Below are 19,128 nucleotides of genomic sequence, written 5' to 3'. Positions count from 1 at the left end.
TTAGTCTCCAATCCGCCACACTTGAACGTTCGTCGTTGACGTAAGTCCGTTCAATGTCGTGATGGTTGCAGGGACATAGATGTAGAACTCGAGGTAATCGGTGGTGCCATTCATCGTCAGTGCGGCGACGATTTGCGACTGATACGAGGAGGAACCGGTTGTGGCAAAATACGGCCCGACCTTCACCGATGAGCCGTTCTTGTAGATCAGCGCCTGGCACGTCTCACCACTTGTCCCATTGTTCGATAGGACATTGAGAGAAACCAAATAGGTACCGGCGATCAGAGGCGTGTAGCGATAATTCGTGACAGCGTCGAACCAGCCGTTCGCGTCCTTGACCTTGTTGTTGAATTGAATCTTGTTGTTGCTGGCCGCGGTAAGACCAGTCTGGTTGGTGCCGTTTCTATCGGCTACCAAAACGCCGCTGTCGGCGCCGATGTTCTGGCGTGCCTGCTTCTGCTGTGCCGAGCTCCACGACTGGGCAACGTCATTTCGCGGGAATGGCAGCACATTGGAGGAGAGATTTCCGCCGTCGATCGTGAACGCGCCGGTCAGACTTCCAATTGAGGAAACCGAGCCGGCGGAAGCGATGGACGATACTGTCGCATATTTGAGCTGACCTGAAGCGGCCTGGTCCTGAAGCAAAATGAGATCGGTTGCAGCCGGGGAAGCCTTCTGGGTGAGACCACCAATTGCGGATGCTGTCGGGACCGCAGACGATCCCGTGAAATTGCCGACGAGACTATAGGCTGCTTGCGTCGCCAGGCTTGCAAGCGCGACATTCGATATCGTGTTGTTCGACCCGTTAATCGTCTTGTTGGTTAAGGTGTCGGTCGTCGCTCTGGCAACGAGCGTGTCTAGAGCGGAAGGCAGAGTCAGGGTACCCGCGGCACCGGCAGCCGCTTGAAGAACAGTGGTGCCAGAGGAGCTTCCATTGAAACTCGCACCGCCAGCAATGACGGGCGACGACAACGTCTTCGACGAAAGTGTCTGAGTAAGCGTATCTCCGACGATATTATAGGTGCCTGCTGGCAGAGTTGCGGTGCCGGATGCTGTTGCAGCCGAAGCCAGCGTGATCGACCCCGACGTGCTGCCATTGATAATCAACGGTTGGAGAAATGTCGCGCTAGCCGCTCCGATCGTCAGTACGTCAGCCGAATTGACGCCGAGCGACAGGGTAACGCTATTCTGCGAGCGGATTTTAACGTTGCTGCTTTCGAGCGATCCGATCAGTCGGCCATTTCCACCCAGGCCGGTGACCAGAATGAACTGGGCGGTGTCAGAACCCGCCGCTTGAGTCTCCAAACCGCTGATGGCAGGTGTGGTGATGGTTGGCGACGTCGCGCGAACGAAGTTGCCTGACCCCGTCGTGCCAGTGAAAGTCGCGGCCCCTGTTGCGAACAGAGGAACGCCGGACTGCGCGCTGACATCGGCTCCAAATCCACCGCGATTAGCCGCGAGTGTTCCGCTCCATCCTACCGTGATCGAGGTTGCCGCGAGCAATGCTGCGCTTGGAGATCCGCCAAGCGTCAGAGTGACGTTCGTATCGTTGATGCTCGTAAGTGGCGACGACGGAATCTGCGGAATGCTTATCGAACCGGAGATGTCGGCGAATGAGAGCTGCCGGACAGTCAGCGCCCCATTTGCCGTCTCTTGCATAACGACGTTCGAAGTTGCCCCAGTTCCACTGAGAATGAGCGTCCCCGGCAGAAATGTCTGAGCCGCGCTCCACGTCTGCGGAAGCGTCGGGATTGCAGGCGTATACGCCAGCGGCCCAAGTACAGACGTACTGCCACTGGTATTCGACGGTGGCGGCTCAACTGGCGGCGGTGTGCTGACGACGATGCCGGTCAAAGCTTCACCATCACGTTGAAGTAAGCCGTCGGCTGGAGATTGTTGTGAGCTCCGTTGCTGCCGTTCGCTAGTGTGGAGTTCGGGACGCTGTCTCCGCTGGTGATCGAGACGCCAGACAAGCTAGACGCAGCGTAGAAAGATCCGTCAGAGCCATTGTTGACCTGGATGCCAACGATCGGATTTCCAGTATTAGTAGCGATTGTTCCCAACTGGCGGCTTGGCAAGCTTGTCGCATGCGTATGGCCGTTGTCGGAGATAAACACACTATGACGATGGCTCGGCATTTCCGTCGTCGTCAGGACGTGTGTCTCTTCACCGTTCCAGGTACAAAGCCCGCGCAGCGTCAGCCCGCTTCCCTGCCCTGCGCCAGCCATGGCGCGTCCAAGTACCCTCGGCAAAGACATTCGGCAATTGGCGGCCCATGCCGTTGCGGCATTCGTTTGCGCCGCGCGCGTGGTCAGTGAGCCGCCAGACGTATAGAGGGGAACGTTGGAATCATTCGTGTTGTTGAAGAGCAGGTTGAACAGAGGCTGCGTGTCAGCATTCGCGCGACTTGTGCCCCCTGAGGTTGCACTGCCGAATGTGCCGTCATCACACAAGATCCAGCCGGTATCCGCGACGTTCTTGATGGTCATCTTCACGTCACCGGTCGAGAAGAACGCCGCAGTGGTCGTATCGACGTAGTTCTTCGTGGCGCCGTCCGTCGCCACCGTCGGATCGGCCATGCCGGTGATCTTCTGGCCGCCCATGGGAAGCGCCGCGGTCATCGCCGATCGGCCGCCACGGTCCAGGCTGTTCGTGATCTCGTTGCCGAGGTCGGTGATCAGCGTATTGTACGCTGACGATCCAATGGGCGTGCTCGGGACGGCAGCCGTGTTCGCCGGCTGCTGATAGGTGCCGTTACTTTGCCTGGGCATCGGTTTTCCACGAAAAAGGCCCCGAAAAGGGGCCGGATTGGTACTGATTTTGACTTTGGACCGGGATGGGCTATTTTCCCGGGATGCTTCGCATCATCGTTTGTTCAGCTGTGCTGCTCGCTGTTATCTCGGGCCTGAAGTGGCTACTGAACACGTCTATCGACAACATGGGCTTGGGTTGGGGCGCGCTAATCGGCGCCGCAATTCTAGTCCCGGTGATCATCGGCGCGTACCTGTACGATCGCGCAAATACTCGTTCTCAAGAAGTGCTGCCGCCAAGGCAGCGCGATTCCCGATAGCCGGCGCTGCTGCGCGATTGGCGTCACGGCTGAGAAGCGACGTCGCGAGCGCATCCAGATGGCGGTCGCGCGCCGCTCCCTGAGCCGTCAGGATCCGCGCCATCTCTCCATACTGTGCCGTCGGATCGGGCCGCATGCCGTTGATGGCCCAGTTCGCTGCCTTTTTCGCGCCGGCCGAGATCAGACCGATGCCGGTCGTCTGCGGCGTGATCAGCTGCATTTCGCCGGGTGGTTCCGGCTTCATGTTCTCCGCTGCTGCGCGACGCTGAGCCGTCTGAGAGTTTTCGACGACCTTGTTATGGGTATCGCGGAATTTCAGGTTCCGGTCGACTGACGCCGCCAACTCATCGGCAGCGTCCTGACCGTGAACGGTCGCGATCTTCGCGGTATTCCAGCCACCCTCGCCTTGCAGTTCGCCTCTCAGGGCCTGCAGGTCGTTCGCCTTGGTACCGAGTACACGATCGATATTGCCGCGGGAGCCTTTGGCGAAGGCGATCTGCTCGCCGGGCTCGAGCTGGCCGAACTCATCAGCAAACCGCTGAGGCGATGGTGTCGTCTTGCCTGAGCCGAGATACTGCGTACCGGCTTCGACGGCGTCGCCTCGCCGCGCAAGCGACGCGGATTGACGGTTGGCGTTTGCGTAGCCTGGGACCTGCTGTTCAAGCGCCTCGTTAAGCTGCCCGCGCATCATCCGAAGAGCGCCCTGCTGCCGCGCGACGGCCCCGGCCGGGATGCCAAGGCCCGGCGCGTCGTACTGGATGACGTTGTCGAGCTCCTGCTTCACCTTGTGCAGGACGTCAGCGTCCCGCTGGTTGACCGGGATTTCCTCGAAGCGAGGATGTCCGAGATTGTCGAATTGCGGATGGCCGGCAGCATCGACCAGCGGCCGGCGCTCGGTCGTCATCATCATGCCGCGCAGGTTGGTCAGCGCCCGGCGCTCCATGCCAACCGCACGAGGGATCATGTAGTCGAGCTGCGCCAGGATCGGCGCCGTCTGGACGTCCGGCGCTCCATTCAGTGCGGCCGGATAGTTCACGTTGTCGACTTCAGCCCTGCGCGCGCGGATGGCGTTCGTGACCGTCTGGGGATCCTCAGCCGGGCCCATCGCCCGGTTAACGTCGCCCATGATCCGACGATTCGTCGCGTCGTTCCTTGCATTGAGAGCGCCGACGCCGATCGACCGCGCCTCATCGCTATTGAGCACGGCTCCTTGCGTCTTGCCAAGGAAGGCGGGCCCAGCATCGGCCAGCATCGCATCTGGACCGAGATCACCGAGCCTGCCACGAACAGCAGCCGGCGTATCTGCTGCCAAAGCGCTCGTGAGATGGCGCGCGGCCGGGCGTGACATGCCTTCGGCGCCGATCAGGGCGTCCGCAATTGCGTTATAGCCAGCGCCAATTGCCTTTCCGGTGGCCGGAAGAACGCCGCCGATCACAGTCCCAACCACCGCGCCCTTACCTGCGTGTCCAGCGGCATCAGTGATGTTCGTCAGGTCGGGGGTATCCGACAGACCTTGAGCGGCCCCGAACGCACCACCGGTGCCCGCTCCCAGGAGAGTTTTAGCCAAAAGGCCAGTCCCCTTCGCGGCTGCCCCCACGGCGCCCAGCGGCAGCATCGCCCCGCCGACCAGGTGCGCGGCCGTATTGGCGATTGGCGCTGCCTCAGCCAGCCGCTGATCCTCAGCCCGCTGCTTCTCGAGGTTGCCGCTATAGTCGCCGCGCTCGCCACCGATGCCGGTCAGAGCCCCCATGCCGGCCGCGAACCGGTCCATGAACGGGATGCCGTTGGCCACCGCGCGGACGCCGCTGTCGACCGCACCGAGCGTGTGGCCCATCTGATCGCCATAGGACATCTGGGACGGCGCCACGGCCTGCGTGGTCATCCCGGTCGCGTTGCCCATGGCATCATAGGCCGGCACGTCCTCGCCAGTGGTCGGAGCCGGCGTCGGTCCAGCCTTCGGTGCCTTCGGACCGCCGAACTCGCGCGCCATCACTGACGTGATCGTGGCGTCAGCGGTCCCCGCCGGAAACTCGACGATCGAGCCGTCCGGCGCTTTGATCTGGATCGCGCCGGCCATTACTTCAGCGTCCCCGTTTCAGGATCGTACCGGCGAACCTTGCTCATGTTCTCTTCGTGGCGCCCGGCGAGGCCAGCATTCGTGCCCTGCCCAGTCTTCTGGAACTCCGGCAGCGCATAGCTCTGCGTCAGGTCCTGGCCGGTCGACGGGTCGCTGATGTGGTGATCCTCGTCGTATTTCCGGATGATGCCTTCAACCGTCCTCGGATCGACCTTCTTGCCTTGCGAGATCGCCTCAGCGGTCGCATCGCGGATGGCGTTGCCGACAGCGATATTCCGCTGCTCAATCTGCGCCTGGATGCCGAGCAGCCGCTGATTGCCCGTGATGGTCATGTCAAGACCCGGGTTCGCCTTCAGGAAGTTCGACATTTCGAAGTTCGTCACACGGCTGCCGACAGCGTTCTTGGCTTGGGCGCCGGCCATCGAGCGGTTGAACTTGGTCAGGAACTCCTGATCCGATAGATCGGCCTCGCTGAACGGCTTGCTGATGCCGAGCGCCGAGGCGCCGGCATTGATCGATTTCTGGAGTTCGAGCCGCGCCTGAGGAGCCATGCCGCCAGTCGTGCCGCCATTCTTCTGGATCGCGTCGATAGCACCCTGCATCGCAGCGATATCGCGCGCGCGAGTCTGGGCATCCTCCACACCGTTGGCCAAGCTGGCATGCGCCTTACCGAGCCCTTCAGCCAGCTGCTTGTCATAGGTCTGGCCGCTGTTGAGGTCGACGCTGTTGCTGATGTTCGTCGCGCCTGCTCTGGCCTTCGCCGTCGAGAAGGTCGCATAGTCCATCGGCTTGGGGTTTTCAGGCGTCGGGACGAAATTGTCCGTGTAATATTTGTACTCGCTGACGCTGTTCGGCGTCTTGTCGGCCGCCGACAGCACGGAGATTTTCCCGGTCGCATCCTTCTGCACCAGGTTGCCATCCTCATCCTTGAAGGGCGCGCTGAACGACGGGTCCTTTTTCAGCGACAAGGTCCGTTGCCCCGTCATCTGATTGACGTCCCAGATGTTGCCGGCCGAATCCGTCACCTGGCTATGTTGCTCGCGCGGCTTAAGGCTCGCGCTCAGGATCGCGCTGGCGACCTGTTTCTGGGCCGCGCTCGCATAGGGGTTCTGGAGGATCTGGTAAGCCGCCATGGTGTTCGGGTTCTGAGCCATGCGTTGCGGCTGGCCCGCCACGGCTTCCGCGGTGGGGAGAGCACCCTGCGTCGGCTGTGCGGCTGCCGGAAGGGCGGCCTCGTCGCTCGAGGCTGCCAGCTGCACATGCACCGGATCGTTCGCGACCGGCTGCGCCAGCCCGTACTGAGGCAGCATCGCGCGCTGCTGAGGCGTCATCCCGCCAATGTCGGCAGCCATGCCGCGCTCATGCAAGGATGTGCCGGGAGGAGCGACGGGGTTTGGGTTGTTCGCCCGATCCGCATAGAGCGCGGCCTGATCATCCCGACTGCGAACGCCGCTGGAAAGCGAGGTCCCCGGATTGTCCTGGATGAAATCCTGGGTGCGATCGGCGAGCCGCTGATCCATGCCGGCCGTTCCCGGAATGGCGTTGGCGTCGTTCGGAACGGTCGGGCCCGGGCTGCCCGCAATGGCTGGCGTGGCGGCTGCAACCTGCGCCGGCATCGCTCCAGATCCACCGAGGAGCAGGCTGGCAAGCTGCTGGTTTGCTGCCTTGCGACCGGCGTCCTCTTCCTGGTCCATCTGGCCGGCCTGATAGCCGCCGATGAGGCCTTGGGCGAGCCGGTTGAGGCCCTGCCATGGAGACCTGATCGGCGTGCTATCACCGCCCGCCCGCATCAGCGCATCGGCATACGCTCGGCGCCGATTGACATCACCCTGCGTTCCGCTCGTATCGATCGAGTAATCACCGATAGCCATCAGGTGATCCCCGCATAGTCGACCATCTTGAACCCGCTCGGATGCATGAACACGGCATCCGGGAACAGCATCTCGGCCTCGTCAGCCATGACGCCGCGCTGCCGCTTGCCGAAGATCGTGTATTCGTAGACCGGCAGCCCGCTTTCAAGCGTACCGATCCGGACGACGTCGCTCTTCAGGCGCCGATCCGAGAAGAATGCCGCCATGCCACCGGCCTTCCCGATGCCCTGAAGCATGCTGCCACCCAGTGTGCCGCCCAACCCGAACAGGCCGCCCATCGTCGCGTTGTTGGCGTTCAGCTGGTCCTGATAGTTCTGCTGGACCATGCCTGCGATGTTCGTACCCGCCACATTGGTCTGCGGCGTCGTTACCGCGGCTGCACCCGGCATCTGCGGCGACGTGCCGTTCACCAGCGTGGAATAGGTCTGGAGCGGCTGATTGTACTCCTGGAGGGCGGTATTCACCGCGGTCTGGTAATCGGCCAGATTTGCGCTGTTGTATGCGTCGTTCTTGCCGACCATGAAATTCCGGTAGGCATTGTCATAGCCGGGCATCCCGGGCTGCAGCCCTTGCGCAGCCATCTGCGCATCGAACGTGTTCTGGTTCTGCTGCCACTGGGGATCGAGACGAGCCTTGTTCAGTGCGTCGAGTGCTGCTGAAGTTCCGTTGTAGGACAGATCGATCGGCTTCCCGGAGAATGCGCCCTGCCCGCTATTCAAAAGCGTGTTAGCGATAGACTGCTGCTTGCCCGCAAGCGTGTTGGCATTGTCGAACAGCGCTTGACCGGTTGGTGTTAGCGCCGTGGTCGCCGTAAACTGCGGCGTGCCATCCGTGGCAGTTCCGCTCTGAGTATAGGTCAGCGACCCATATGGGTTCGACTGGTTGACCATATTCATCTCTTGCTGCGTCTTCGCAGTCTGAACATTCGACTGCGTTTGCGCCGCTGCGGTCGCGTAAGGATCCGGTGCTTTGGGAGAATCCATCTTTACAGCCTGATCAATCGTTGCTCGCTCTTGAGGAGCGACATGCAGATGGCATCACCGCCCGGGAAGAAATCCCGCATGATGCCCTCCGGTTTGAAGCCGAGTTTCGTCAGGCTTTTGATCGCCGGTTTATTCTCCACGCTCGTGCGAGCCGTGATCCGTTTCACCCGCGCAAAGCAGTAGCGGGCGATATCTCTCACCACGAACGGCGTCCAAGCACCGCGTCCGACTGCCGTCAGATCGATGTTGCAGCCGGGCGTGTAGCCGTTGAGTATCACGGAGCCTACATCGACGCCGTCTCGCTCGATCACCAGCCCGATCATCGGCTCGGAGAACGTGCAATTCAGGGCCGGCTCGGCAATACGCTTCGCGCGCGCCGTATCCTGAAACACCACGATCATCCCAGCGGGGCCCCCACTTCGTACAGTAGTTCGGTCGAGTTCAGCCGAACGTCGGGCGTGATCGAGGTTGACAAGGTCAGCTGAAGGACCGGCGACACGACGGCGCCGAACCCCTCTGCATCTGTCCAAGCCGATAGATCGACCAGTGCGGGCGGCCACATGCCGACATCCCAAAGGGCCACGTCCCACAGCGCGCCGCTCGAGGCCGGGACGCTGGCCGTCGGCGCCAGCGGAGACGTGGTGTCAAAATCAACCTTCACGGTCACCTGCGGCGTCACGTTGTAGGACGCCTGCAGGCGCGGCTTGACCATCTTGACGTGCTTGACGTTCGCAGGCGACTTCAGATCGGTATAGGACGGAAAGACGGTCCAGGTGTAGTTTTTGCCGTCGTCTTGCCCCCCTACTTCAGCCTGCAATACGCGGCCATCTGACGTGCCGTAGAACAGCTGATTATTGTAGACCCCGAAACAGTTTGCATCCCAGCCGACGTACCGCGCCCACGCCCCCGATCGCACGTTCGCCACGAACTGCGTGACATCCCCAGCCGTTGCCTTGGGCAGATTGATGATTGCCATACTCTGCAGCGGCCACGTCACAATCTGCCAACCAGATATCCCCTGACGCGCGATCACGGCATTCCGCCACGCTGGCGCGATGGGCTTCGTCACCGCGACGTTCTGGAGTGCGATCTGGTCCAGTGTCATGACCTGCGACATCGGTACGATGCCGTCCTCCGTCATCACCGCAATGTCGCCGCCGGCTTTCATGATGCAGCGGCGCCCAAGCGGTTTGGCGATCTTATAGAGCCCCTTCAACGTCCAGGCTGTGTCGGCCGGATTAAGCCCGTCGTACATCGCCACCTCGCCCTCCGAGGTGATGAAGACGTTCGTCTCGTAAAGCCCGCTATTCGACGAGATAGACCACGATGTTCCGCAAAGCAGATAGCCGCCGTACTTGAAGATGCCCGACAGATCGAATTTCGTGGCAGCTCCGCCAATTGAACTCGGAGCTAGATACCAAGCTTGCAGAGAAGCCGCCTGCACCCCGTAGATGGCACTTTTGAACGGCCAGACAAACGCAAGATTGCCCCCCGTCAGGCCCGTGATGGCCGGCGTCGTTGTCCAGCTCGTACCATTGTAGAGCTGGGCGGCGTCAACACCGTTGACGCAGATCAGCCACGTTGCACCCGCGTTGGTGAACTGGATGTACTCCATGTAGGCCGTGGAATTGAGTCCGGACACCGCGGCAGCACCGACAGCGCCGCTGTTCGTCACGTCGTAGATGCCGCCGCTGCAGACCGCGAAGAACTTGCTACTCGTGCCGCTGATGAACGGCATTAACGACATCACGGTGGCGGATGGCATCCCCGTCGCATAGGCCAGCGAGCCACCACGCATCCGGACATAGTCTTGCTGCGGAAAAGCGTTATCGAGAATATATGCCGTGCCGGGAGGCGCTGTGGACAGATTGTCGCCAACGTACCACCCAGCCGTCGGCGCCGGTAGAAACGCAGTTTGAGACGGCGGAGGACGCCGTCTGCTCATACAGACCCCACGAAGGTAACCGTTCCGGGCCACCAACCATCGACGTCGAGCACTGGGGCTGCCGTGGACGTGATACGCTCGGCATCCTCGCGGCCGGCGGACCGATCAAGTGCCCGCTCATAGCGCCCCTGGTCAGCCGAGCACTCAAGGCCTTTCGACTCCTTCCATCGATAGATCAGGCCACGCCGCAAGACGAGCTCGTCGATCATCGAGAAATCGCTGTCGAGCACGAAGTTCGGCTGGCGCTGGCTCCCGTCAGAGTTTGAGACCCAGTTGGTGCTGTAATAGTTGAACGTGATGATCTCCCCGGCCCCGATCGCCGGAAAGAACTCAAGAGCAGATCCGATGATGCGCCATACCGGGCGCACCGGAGCAACCAGTGATGCCTTGAGACCGGCCAGTTGCTCGTTCGTGATCGGGCCGTAGAGCGGCGATAACGTATTCACCGACGAATAGAGTTGCTGCCCCGGCGACAGCTGCGCCCAATCGGCCGGCAACTGGAAAAGCGTGGTTGTCCCGTCGCCAGTAATCTGGCCGGCGATGTTGAGATTGCGCCAAAAGAACCGCTCCCGCAGTTCGTCGCCGATGTCCTGAGCCATCGCGACGAACTTTGCGGTGTTTGGATCGACGGACGAAACCGCCTGAGCGGGCGCAGGCAGGCCACACAACGGCATGGCTGTCTTCAGCACGCTCAGGATAGACATCAGGCGGCTTCCTTGCTTGAGGCCTTGACGATCGCCGCCAGTTCTTCAAGCCGCTTCTCGAGGCTCGCCACCTGTTCCCGCAGGCGCTCGTTCTCCGCGGCATATTTCGCTGCCGCACCACCCTTCTTGGCGGCCTCGAGCCAGGCCTTTGCCTTCTCGCGCCAGGCGCGCCCGTCTGCCAGCCGATGGATATTCGCGTCCGCGACTTCGGCCAGGTTTTCGACCGAAAAGATGCCCAGCGCCTCGAACTCGAAGATCCGGATTGCGGGGATCAGCGGCCACGCCTTCAGCGGCGTGCCGACGATATGGCGTTCCTGGCGGGTTTCCTTCCACTTCTTATACTGCTCGGGAAACCGTTGCTTGATGTCCTCCGTCACCGGAGAGGTCGCGACGTTCAGCGTGTCTCCCGCGACGTGAATGCGGACCATCTCTTGCTCCTGCATGCGGAGCGCACCAGCCTTCTCGGTAGCCGCATCGTCCTGCACTGGGAGAACGAAAAAGACGGGCGTGACGCCCTTGTTTTGATCGGCAAATTCGGCATTGCCGCCCATGCCGATGGTCGCAAACTCAGTTCCAAACGCGCTGCCAATGTCGTCGAGCATAGTCCTGTCCTTTTGATCGGATGAGAGAAGGAGAAAGGGCCGCTCCGAAGAGCGGCCCCAGTTCGTCAGTTCTGCGAGCTCACATAGGGCCAGCGCAGGAACGCTTCCTGATAGCCCGACACGGTCGCATTGATGTTGTTGGCGGTCGCGGTCGCCGCGGCGCTCATCGTGATCGTGTACGGCGCGGCATTGCCCGAGATCGACACGATGGTGGTCGATGCCGGGATGCCGGTGCCGGTGATCGTCTGGTTCGGATAGATGCCAGCGATCGACGTCACATTGGTCAGCTGGGCCGATCCGTTCGTGGTGGTCACGTAGGTCGAGCCGTTGCTGGCCGTCACCGTCACGCCAGAGCCGCCCGCGGTCGCCGCGAGCGACATGACCACGGTCGAGCCCTGGATATCGACGATCGTGGCACCGGTGGCGATGCCCGTTCCCGAAAGGGTCTGACCCTTTGCCAGGAACTTGTTCGTCGACACGTTCGTCAGGTTGACTGAGCCATTCGTGGTATTCGCCGTGAACGTGCCGCTGGTCGGCGCCGCGTTCAAACCGGTGATGCCCATCGACGTCGCAAGAGCCGCAGACGGAGCCGTGAGCTGACCAGCCACCGCGGACGTCATCACAGGCTTGGTCTGTGCGTTGACGGTCGCGAAGTTGATCAGGCCGGTCCCAGCCCGCTGAACCCAGATGCCATAAACGCCGGCAGCCGGGAACGTGAAGGACCAGCTATTGCCGGCATTGGGAGCCGCCGCCGGATCGCCGATGCGTCCACCGAGGTAGAACGCGCCGACGTTGGCGCCGAATGCGATCGAGCCTGAGGCCGCGGCCGGGGTGACGGTCGCAATATAGCTGTTGTCCCAGGTGATCGCGTCGCCCTGGTTGACGGTCTGCGAAGCGGTCGGAGCGAAGAGCAGATAGACGTACTCTGCCTCCGTATCGCCGGCAGCCACCGAGCCAGGGCGGAACGACGGAAGTGGGGTCTGTCCGGCGGCGCCGAACGGACCTTCGGGTTGATAGTTGCGAGCGCCGACGGCCTCGAACTGATTGAGTGCAATGGTCATGTGTCGGTTCTCCTCACTGCCAAAGTACGCCTTGGAGGGACAGGTTGTTCGCAGTGATGTTGCCCGCCCACGCCATCAGCCGGACGATGGCGTCCTGGTTGGTCGGGGTCCGATCACCACCGATCACCACGAAGTTGCGTTTCGCGGACGGGCGGTAGAACAGGTAATCGGAGTTGATGAAGTACCCCGTATTCACCGGGATCTGGCCATTCTTGCCGCCGTCGAGATAGACGTCGACTTCCTTGCCCGCGCCGTAATATTTCAGCGAGGTGAAGCCAGCGCCGGCCTTCGACGATGGTGCGGTCGTGATGCGCTGCTGCGCCTGCAGCGACGCCAGATAGAAGCCGTAATAGTTGGTGTCGAACACGATCATGTCGACGCCGTCGCTATTGCGCTTCAGGCCCAGCGTCATCGAGTTCATGTACGACTGAATGTTCGTCGCCGAGACGACGCCGCGGGTGTCGGTATTGGCGTTGATCGCCGAGTTCCGCCACCACACCTGCTGAGACCGATCGAGGCCGCCAACGATGCCGGACGTGGGGGCTTTCGAGACCAGCAGCGCAAGGCCATTGAGCTGCTTGCCTCCGAAACCGGTGCCGTCCGAGTAGACCGCCGCGGACATCTGGTTCCAGAAGGTGTCCTCAGCGGTATCGACGCGAGCCTCGATCAGATCGATCATCTGCTCGTCGCCGGCATTCTGGATCTGCTCCAGGCCGGACAGCACGACAGCGATCGACGCCTGCTTGATCGGGAAGCGCGCGCCGGTCATCGTTTCGTTCAGTGAGATGTTCAGGAACTCAGTTCCGGAATACCACATGAACGTCTGGTTCTGCGCATAGCGCAGTTCCTGGAAGATCTCGCGGCCGCCGGTGAAAGGCTTCTGCTTGCCCTTCTGCTTGAGCACCGAGAGGAGTGCGTTGTTGTTGGTGATGTTGTCACCCAGCACGCGCGAACGACTTTCGAGCGTGGTGGTGGTGACGTCACCCCAATCGACTGAAGTAACGAGAGGAGAGGCCATCTATGGAGGTCCTTTAAAGGCCGCGCTGCGCATTCACGGCAGCGACGACGGTGTCACGGACAGAGGCGCCCGCCGGGACCTGCAGGCCTGATGGCACTGCGAGGCCGGCTGGAGGTGTGCCCCCGGTTGCTTTTGCGGCTGCGCGCGCCCTTGAAACGGCGTCGTCAGCCCTTGCGGCCGGCGCTGGCGCGGCTTGCTCCTTGATGAGCAGCGCGCGGATTTCCGGATTGGCCCAGCAAGCCTTCTCGTAGGCATCGGACATGGACGTGGCTTGACCCGCGTTCATGAGATGGCCCATCGTTTCGCGAACGTTGTGGAAATACGGATGCTTCGGGTCTGATGCGAAGCGCTCGATTTCATCGTTCACGCTGGCTTGCTGCTGATTCCGGAAAGTCTGTTCCAGTCCGTCCAGTCGTGCAGCGATTGACGGATCCACAGTCGGGCCATGTTGATGGGGCTGAAACTGTGCGCCCGGCTGTCCGCTTTGAGACGGACCACCGCCGAACCGGGCAACAATTCCCTGAGCGAGTTGCAACGGGTTGACGCCCTGGCGCTGCGCTATGAGCGCAATCCCGTGGACAAAATCTTTCTGAAGCTCGAGCTCCATGCCGCGATAGGTCGCGACCGCAGTGGCGAGATCAGTGCCGCCCCGCTTCGCCTCCTCGATCCACTGATCGAGCGGCTTGTACTCGGCAAGCTTGGCGAAGCCGTTGTTGACCTCTTCCTCACGCTTGCTGATCGCGTCTTTGACCGGCTGAGGCAGGTCCTTGAACGCGGCTTTGGCAGTCGGAGACCAGGACGTCGGCGGCGCTGCCGTCTTCGGTGCCTGCTGGTCGGCCGCAGCTGCGGGCTCCTGCTGCGCAACGTCCTTGCCCTGCTCAGCCTGCGCGGGCGCAGCGGCCGGCTTGGCAACGAACCGGCCCTTTTCGTCGCGCCCATCCGCAGGCGCCTTTTCGGCCGCTGGTGCGGGCTCGGCGGCGTGCTGTTGCTGCTCGCCGCCAGTATCCGGCGACTCTCGCTGCTGTGCGACGGCGGCCTCGATCGATTCCCGGACGCTGGGCGCGGAAGGTTGTTCGCTCGTGCCCGAAAGCACGTCGGTAGCTTCTTCTGCCAAGGTTTTGATCCCTCTCGGTTAGTCGGCGGCCTTGAACTCAGGTACCGTCATCGGTCGCGGCTTGTAGCCCTGCCGGACCTTCTGAACGGCGCCGTGAATTTCCGCCTTGCTGATCTTCGGCCGCTCGGGCCTCTGCTCCGCCAGCTTCATCGCTGCCGGAATTTCGTTGCCGATCTCGATCACACCACGATCGCGGTAGTGCTCCCGTAGCGCGGCCTTCGAGTCATAGAACTGGCCGTCGGCCATGCTCTGGATCGGCGCCATGGCATCCGAGACGACCATCGGGAACGCGAGCGATGACCGCGGACCGCGAGCTCGGAAATGACCACCGCACCGCGCTGGCCAAGGCTGCTCGAGATCGTGAAACTCGCCACAAGCCCGGCAAAGACGCTGCATCAGGCCGGCCCCTGCGATGTTGGAGGGTTGAGCGCCTGCACCGCAGCGCGCTCCATCGCCATCTGGTGCTCGGCCGTCTTATGCTGGTGGTCCATGACCTTCCCTGCCATATCGATCTGCGCCGATCGTTCTCTGACGGCGGCATCCTGCACGCTTGCAGCAGCTTCGGTCCGCGCCTTGACGATCTCAGCGGTGCCCTTCTGCTGAGCCGTCTGGGCTTTGATCACCTCATCCGGCGACGGCTGCGGCGGAGGCTTAGGCTGAGCTGCCTGCGCCTCCAGCTTGTCGACCGTTTCGTCGAATAGCTCCTCGAGCGGACGAGCGGACCGGAAGGCTGACAAGCCGAACTTCAGAAGGCCACCCGCGAGCGGCGCAAGAGTGGGGTTCGCCTGCACGATCGGGCCCCATGCCTGCACAAACTTGGTCGTCGCCTCGATGAACTGGTTACGATCCTGGCGCTCCTGGCTTTCGTCACCGGTGATCGTCGAGTCTGTCTCGATATCGATGCGAAAGCGGCGCGTCATGCCGTCGCGCAGCAACGCCATCACCGCATCGATCGTTACTTGAGGCTGCTGCGGTGCCGGCGGCTGGGGCTGCGGCAATGGCTGCCCCTGCATCGGCGGCTGAACCGGGATCACTTGCGGGCCTTCCTCTTGGCGCTAATCCGAGGCTTGGACTTCCGCTTGAATTCCCCGCAGGACCGCAGTTCCCTGCGCACGATCGGAGAAGTGCTCTTCGTTTCGGCCAAAGCCACAGGCGGGTATCGGAAGCAAAATCCGTACTTCTTACCCTCATGCTCGAACTCTTCGTTGTAGAACTGGCAATCGCCACAACCGCTCACGCTACAGCTCCCATCTGTTGGGGCGCGGCCGGCACCGGCGGTGCGCCCATCTGAGGCGGCTTCGGTGCCAGCGCGCTCGCAATCAACGCCTGACGCTGCTGCTCAATCGCCGCCTGTTCGAGTTGCGCCTGGCTGGGGAGCGGCATGTTCGCCATCTGCATGATCGTCTCCGGGGCAAAGCACGTCGAAATCACCTCACCGACCAGCCCGGTGACGTCGCGAGCAAACCGCGCCATCTCATCCTGCCGGGTCTTGATGCGCACCGATCCGTACTGGGCCTTGATAGACTGCGCCGTCGCCGTCTCGCTGGCATCGCCATCGCCGCGCATGATGTCGGACAGGCCATAGATCTGGTAAATGTCCTCGATCAGCTGCTTCCGAAGATCGACGCAGGCCTTGAGGATGTTTGCGACCTGGTCGATCGGCAGGTAAACGATCGGGACGCCGTTCTTTCCGCCCTCAGTGAAGGCCGCCCACGACCTCACCGCGACCAGCTTGTTTTCAAAATCGGGCCTCATCGCCCGCTCGACCGTCGGCTGGCCCTCACCCTCCGGGCCGGCCGGATAGAAACCGACGAACTTCAGGGACTGCTGCAGCGAGCCGATGCGCGCCGTCAGCATGTCGACCTCGTCGGCCTGGTCTTTGTAGAAAATATAATCCGGCACCGGCTCGAGGCTGTCGTTCGTCAGCGTGCCGTAGGCCGGCTTTGGGTTCGGAAAGAACCCGTCAAACTTCAGATAAGGCGGTCCGCGCTCGAGCACCTTGGGATAGCCTTTGGCAACCCAAAGCACTTCGTTTTTCACCTTGTCCCAGATCTCCCAGATCGTTGCCTTCGAGGTCGGAAGGCTCGGATTGTTTTTGCCCTTGTCGGATTCATCGGACGTCGCATCGAGCGGGATCGCGCCACCGATCTCCTTGCCGAACCGACTGACCAGCTGATCACGTCCTAGATAGCCGCGGAACGCCTCCCACTCGACCTCATCCCACGTCCGCGAGATCGAATGCACGAAGTCGGCGCGCTGGTAAAACTCGAGCACGACGTTCTCGGACTTCAGGATCGTCTGCGGGCTCGCATAGGCTTCCTTGGCCTGCTCTTCCAGATCCCGCGCTGGATCGATCGCAGCGTCGTCCGGCTGCCCCGCTTCCTGGGTGACGGTGTCGAACACCGGCGAGTATTTCACCCGAGCAATGCCCCGCGCATAGAGCAGATAGTCGTCCCTCACCTGCAGGAACTTCGACATATAGTCGTTGGCTTCGAAGGTGAAATTGATCGCGCGCTGCAGCATCTCGGTTGCCTTGCCGGCCACCGGGTCACGGTCTTTCCACCGCTGCTGCACGGCCCCCTTTGGCGGCTTCGACATGACGGCCGGCTTCATGGTCTCCATGTTTGACCACAGCATCTGATAGCCGCGCTTTTTGACGGTTGCTGACGCCTCATACCGATACCTGTCACGGATCTTGCGGCAGCGCTCCTCCCAGCGCTTCATAGCCGTCGTGTTCTGCGCGCGTTCGATCTCGGTCAGCCAGTGAGCGACGTCACTGTCCTTGCCGCTATCGTCCGGGGTTTCGTCAGACAAGCTGTTCACTCACCATGTTTCCCGCGCGAAACTGTCGCTCGGCTCGTCGTTGATCCATGCATCGATCGTCATTTCCTGCATGGGCGTGACTATCGGGGCTTCCGGCTTCTTCTCCGGCTCCCTCATCGGCGCCCGCCAAGCATTCGCAAGGCACCGCCAAGCATCCGCACCGTGCGATGCCCAGTTGTGATCCGGCGTTTTCTTGAAGACCCGGTTGTCCTGATCCCATTCGGCCTTGTATTCGCGAAGGCAATCGAGCCCTCGCGCGGTCCTGAGCCGATCGAACCTCGCAAACGGGATCGTCCGACGGCCGGCGTTGATGCCGTCCATCAGCTTCTGGTTCGGGCTCAGCTCTGGCTTTCGACCGAGCGAGATCAGGGTTTCAATTCGCGTCCGTGCGCCTGGTGCGCCGGCCTCTCGAACCTTGGCATCGTGTGGCACCCAGTCGGTACCGTGATAGTTCCGATCGTCGAGCCATTTGCAGTAATGGTCGAACCCGAGTCCGTGGTTCTCGTAGTAGTCGACAACGTCGATATGGTCTGGATAGACCTGGAAGCACCAGATCGCCATCGCATCGTCGACACCGATATCCCATGCGGTGCTGACCGGCAGATCGGGATTGACCGGGACATCAAGTATCCGGCCACCCTGCTCCGCTTCCCTGAGCTGCTTGCCCCAGTACGAGCCGAGGACGGCAGCCTCGAAGGAGCAATAGTACTCCTGCTCGATCAGGGCATCCCCGGCCTCATCGCCGTAGATGCCGTGATATTCCTTGCGCTGGACCTCAACAGCTTCGCGCGAGATCGCTCCCGTGTTGTCGACCGTCAGGACCTGGGCGAACCAGTCCTTGCTGTCCCGCGCCATGTCCAGCATCGACTTCGCGTGGTTGCGTCCGCGCGAGGTCGTAATGAACAATGCCCAGCCGTTATTCTCGACCAGGATCGGCGCGAGGTACGCATACGCCGCAGGGTTCGCCAGCGCCCATTCCGAGAACGTCACACCAGCTGGCGGAGAACCCACCGTCGAATTGTAGCTGTCCGACCCGACGACCTGCCATGTCGCGCCGTTCCTGAACCGAATGAACATCTCCTGCTCATTCGTGCTCGACCGCAGCGCCCTCGGAAACGCTTCGTCGATCCTCCTGATGCCGGTATGCGGGTTGACCGCATTCCAGATCGCTTTGCGCCCCTGAGCGTACTCCGGCAGCATGTGCCAATAGGTCGCGGGCCGTTCGAACGCCGACACAGCCGCCCAGTGCAAACAAACATCGTCCTTACCGGCCCGACGGTGCCAGATCCCGATCGCACGCTTGCACCCGGCCTCGAGGGCATTCCAGAGAGGCCGCTGATAGTCCCGCGGCTCCCACCTATTCGGTAGGAGGATTTCCGCCATCTGAAAACTTGCGGATCACCACCGTCAGCGGTGCGTCCTTGTCCCCCGCCAATTCCAGCTTGTCGCCATAAATCTTCGGGAGCGCCTTGGACAGCAACCACCGCCGCGCATCGAACCGAAGCCGCGAGCGCTGAACATGCTCACCGTTCAGCTTGTAGGTCTTCTGATCACCTTCGCCCTGCTGCTCGATCCAATCGTTCCGGCCGTCGTCGGCGAGCTCAAGCACCTCATCGGCCATCGTGTGATAACCGATCTCACGCGCGGCCCTATATCGGACCGCAAACCCTTCGCGGTCCTCCAGCGCCCAAGTCCGCACTGTCGATTCCGCGGGCAACGCCTCGTCCCGACACACGGCGCGCAGCGTCTGGCCTTCGGTCAATCTCTGGAGGATGACCTTTGCAATCTCTTCCGTGTAGGTCGTTGGACGCCCGGTCTGGGCTTTCTTCTTTGGCATCTCGGTTCGGCTTTTGATCGCCG

17 protein-coding genes are annotated in these 19,128 nt (G+C 61.8%); all 17 read right to left on the bottom strand.

Annotation, left to right across the window (positions count from 1 at the left end; all coding sequences use genetic code 11):
- Complete coding sequence (locus tag CK489_RS40825) at positions 1 to 1,659, bottom strand: hypothetical protein (protein WP_143278165.1); 1,659 nt, start codon at positions 1,657 to 1,659, stop codon at positions 1 to 3.
- Positions 1,660 to 1,850: 191 nt separating this feature from the next.
- Positions 1,851 to 2,771, bottom strand: a complete 921-nt coding sequence (locus tag CK489_RS15460; protein WP_095732860.1) for a hypothetical protein — start codon at positions 2,769 to 2,771, stop codon at positions 1,851 to 1,853.
- A gap of 219 nt (positions 2,772 to 2,990) precedes the next feature.
- A complete protein-coding gene (locus tag CK489_RS15455) occupies positions 2,991 to 5,147 on the bottom strand; it encodes a hypothetical protein (RefSeq protein ID WP_095732859.1) in 2,157 nt (718 codons plus the stop codon).
- Positions 5,147 to 6,841, bottom strand: a complete 1,695-nt coding sequence (locus CK489_RS15450; protein ID WP_158226448.1) for a M15 family metallopeptidase — start codon at positions 6,839 to 6,841, stop codon at positions 5,147 to 5,149. The genes CK489_RS15455 and CK489_RS15450 overlap by 1 nt, the downstream gene beginning before the upstream one ends.
- Positions 6,842 to 7,017: 176 nt before the next feature.
- Complete coding sequence (locus tag CK489_RS15445; protein WP_095732857.1) at positions 7,018 to 8,001, bottom strand: tail fiber domain-containing protein; 984 nt, start codon at positions 7,999 to 8,001, stop codon at positions 7,018 to 7,020.
- Positions 8,002 to 8,003: 2 nt separating this feature from the next.
- On the bottom strand, positions 8,004 to 8,402 hold the full coding sequence (locus tag CK489_RS15440) for a GNAT family N-acetyltransferase (RefSeq protein WP_095732856.1): 399 nt from the start codon (positions 8,400 to 8,402) through the stop codon (positions 8,004 to 8,006).
- Positions 8,399 to 9,799, bottom strand: coding sequence for a hypothetical protein (locus CK489_RS15435; RefSeq protein ID WP_095732855.1), 1,401 nt, complete (start codon positions 9,797 to 9,799; stop codon positions 8,399 to 8,401). The genes CK489_RS15440 and CK489_RS15435 overlap by 4 nt, the downstream gene beginning before the upstream one ends.
- A 143-nt stretch (positions 9,800 to 9,942) precedes the next feature.
- Positions 9,943 to 10,650, bottom strand: coding sequence for a phage adaptor protein (locus CK489_RS15430; protein ID WP_095732854.1), 708 nt, complete (start codon positions 10,648 to 10,650; stop codon positions 9,943 to 9,945).
- The gene (locus CK489_RS15425; protein WP_095732853.1) at positions 10,650 to 11,252 is read right to left on the bottom strand and encodes a hypothetical protein; all 603 of its coding nucleotides are present in this window, start codon (positions 11,250 to 11,252) and stop codon (positions 10,650 to 10,652) included. Before CK489_RS15425 ends, CK489_RS15430 begins: the two co-directional genes overlap by 1 nt.
- Before the next feature lie 65 nt (positions 11,253 to 11,317).
- Positions 11,318 to 12,313 (bottom strand): DUF4097 family beta strand repeat-containing protein, encoded by a 996-nt coding sequence (locus CK489_RS15420; RefSeq protein WP_095732852.1) that lies wholly within the window; start codon positions 12,311 to 12,313, stop codon positions 11,318 to 11,320.
- 13 nt (positions 12,314 to 12,326) lie between these two features.
- Complete coding sequence (locus CK489_RS15415) at positions 12,327 to 13,331, bottom strand: phage major capsid protein (protein WP_095732851.1); 1,005 nt, start codon at positions 13,329 to 13,331, stop codon at positions 12,327 to 12,329.
- 13 nt (positions 13,332 to 13,344) lie between these two features.
- Positions 13,345 to 14,445: a hypothetical protein gene (locus tag CK489_RS15410; protein ID WP_095732850.1), complete on the bottom strand. Its 1,101-nt coding sequence runs from the start codon at positions 14,443 to 14,445 to the stop codon at positions 13,345 to 13,347.
- An 18-nt stretch (positions 14,446 to 14,463) separates the two neighbouring features.
- Complete coding sequence (locus CK489_RS15405) at positions 14,464 to 14,691, bottom strand: hypothetical protein (RefSeq protein ID WP_143278164.1); 228 nt, start codon at positions 14,689 to 14,691, stop codon at positions 14,464 to 14,466.
- Positions 14,692 to 14,840: 149 nt separating this feature from the next.
- Positions 14,841 to 15,479: a hypothetical protein gene (locus tag CK489_RS15400; protein ID WP_143278163.1), complete on the bottom strand. Its 639-nt coding sequence runs from the start codon at positions 15,477 to 15,479 to the stop codon at positions 14,841 to 14,843.
- A gap of 199 nt (positions 15,480 to 15,678) precedes the next feature.
- Positions 15,679 to 17,259 (bottom strand): hypothetical protein, encoded by a 1,581-nt coding sequence (locus CK489_RS15395; protein WP_143278162.1) that lies wholly within the window; start codon positions 17,257 to 17,259, stop codon positions 15,679 to 15,681.
- Positions 17,260 to 17,268: 9 nt separating this feature from the next.
- A complete protein-coding gene (locus CK489_RS42270) occupies positions 17,269 to 18,651 on the bottom strand; it encodes a hypothetical protein (protein ID WP_143278161.1) in 1,383 nt (460 codons plus the stop codon).
- Positions 18,626 to 19,105, bottom strand: coding sequence for a terminase small subunit-like protein (locus CK489_RS15385; RefSeq protein ID WP_095732845.1), 480 nt, complete (start codon positions 19,103 to 19,105; stop codon positions 18,626 to 18,628). The genes CK489_RS42270 and CK489_RS15385 overlap by 26 nt, the downstream gene beginning before the upstream one ends.
- Positions 19,106 to 19,128: the final 23 nt, after the last annotated feature.

Origin of the sequence: Bradyrhizobium sp. UFLA03-84 (genome assembly GCF_002289535.1) — a bacterium.
Taxonomy (GTDB): Bacteria; Pseudomonadota; Alphaproteobacteria; order Rhizobiales; family Xanthobacteraceae; genus Bradyrhizobium; species Bradyrhizobium viridifuturi.
Note: the sequence above shows the minus strand (reverse complement) of the source record. Positions and strands in the feature narration are given on the sequence as shown.

What these genes read in the sequence shown, in the direction of transcription:
- CK489_RS15450 (WP_158226448.1), bottom strand. Translation starts at nt 6,841, where the DNA reads ATGGACCAGGAAGAGGACGCCGGTCGCAAGGCAGCAAACCAGCAGCTT.
- CK489_RS15460 (WP_095732860.1), bottom strand. Translation starts at nt 2,771, where the DNA reads ATGCCCAGGCAAAGTAACGGCACCTATCAGCAGCCGGCGAACACGGCT.
- CK489_RS15455 (WP_095732859.1), bottom strand. Translation starts at nt 5,147, where the DNA reads ATGGCCGGCGCGATCCAGATCAAAGCGCCGGACGGCTCGATCGTCGAG.
- CK489_RS15440 (WP_095732856.1), bottom strand. Translation starts at nt 8,402, where the DNA reads ATGATCGTGGTGTTTCAGGATACGGCGCGCGCGAAGCGTATTGCCGAG.
- CK489_RS15430 (WP_095732854.1), bottom strand. Translation starts at nt 10,650, where the DNA reads ATGTCTATCCTGAGCGTGCTGAAGACAGCCATGCCGTTGTGTGGCCTG.
- CK489_RS15435 (WP_095732855.1), bottom strand. Translation starts at nt 9,799, where the DNA reads ATGCGTGGTGGCTCGCTGGCCTATGCGACGGGGATGCCATCCGCCACC.
- CK489_RS42270 (WP_143278161.1), bottom strand. Translation starts at nt 18,651, where the DNA reads ATGGCGGAAATCCTCCTACCGAATAGGTGGGAGCCGCGGGACTATCAG.
- CK489_RS15405 (WP_143278164.1), bottom strand. Translation starts at nt 14,691, where the DNA reads ATGGCCGACGGCCAGTTCTATGACTCGAAGGCCGCGCTACGGGAGCAC.
- CK489_RS40825 (WP_143278165.1), bottom strand. Translation starts at nt 1,659, where the DNA reads ATGCAAGAGACGGCAAATGGGGCGCTGACTGTCCGGCAGCTCTCATTC.
- CK489_RS15425 (WP_095732853.1), bottom strand. Translation starts at nt 11,252, where the DNA reads ATGCTCGACGACATTGGCAGCGCGTTTGGAACTGAGTTTGCGACCATC.
- CK489_RS15385 (WP_095732845.1), bottom strand. Translation starts at nt 19,105, where the DNA reads ATGCCAAAGAAGAAAGCCCAGACCGGGCGTCCAACGACCTACACGGAA.
- CK489_RS15445 (WP_095732857.1), bottom strand. Translation starts at nt 8,001, where the DNA reads ATGGATTCTCCCAAAGCACCGGATCCTTACGCGACCGCAGCGGCGCAA.
- CK489_RS15420 (WP_095732852.1), bottom strand. Translation starts at nt 12,313, where the DNA reads ATGACCATTGCACTCAATCAGTTCGAGGCCGTCGGCGCTCGCAACTAT.
- CK489_RS15415 (WP_095732851.1), bottom strand. Translation starts at nt 13,331, where the DNA reads ATGGCCTCTCCTCTCGTTACTTCAGTCGATTGGGGTGACGTCACCACC.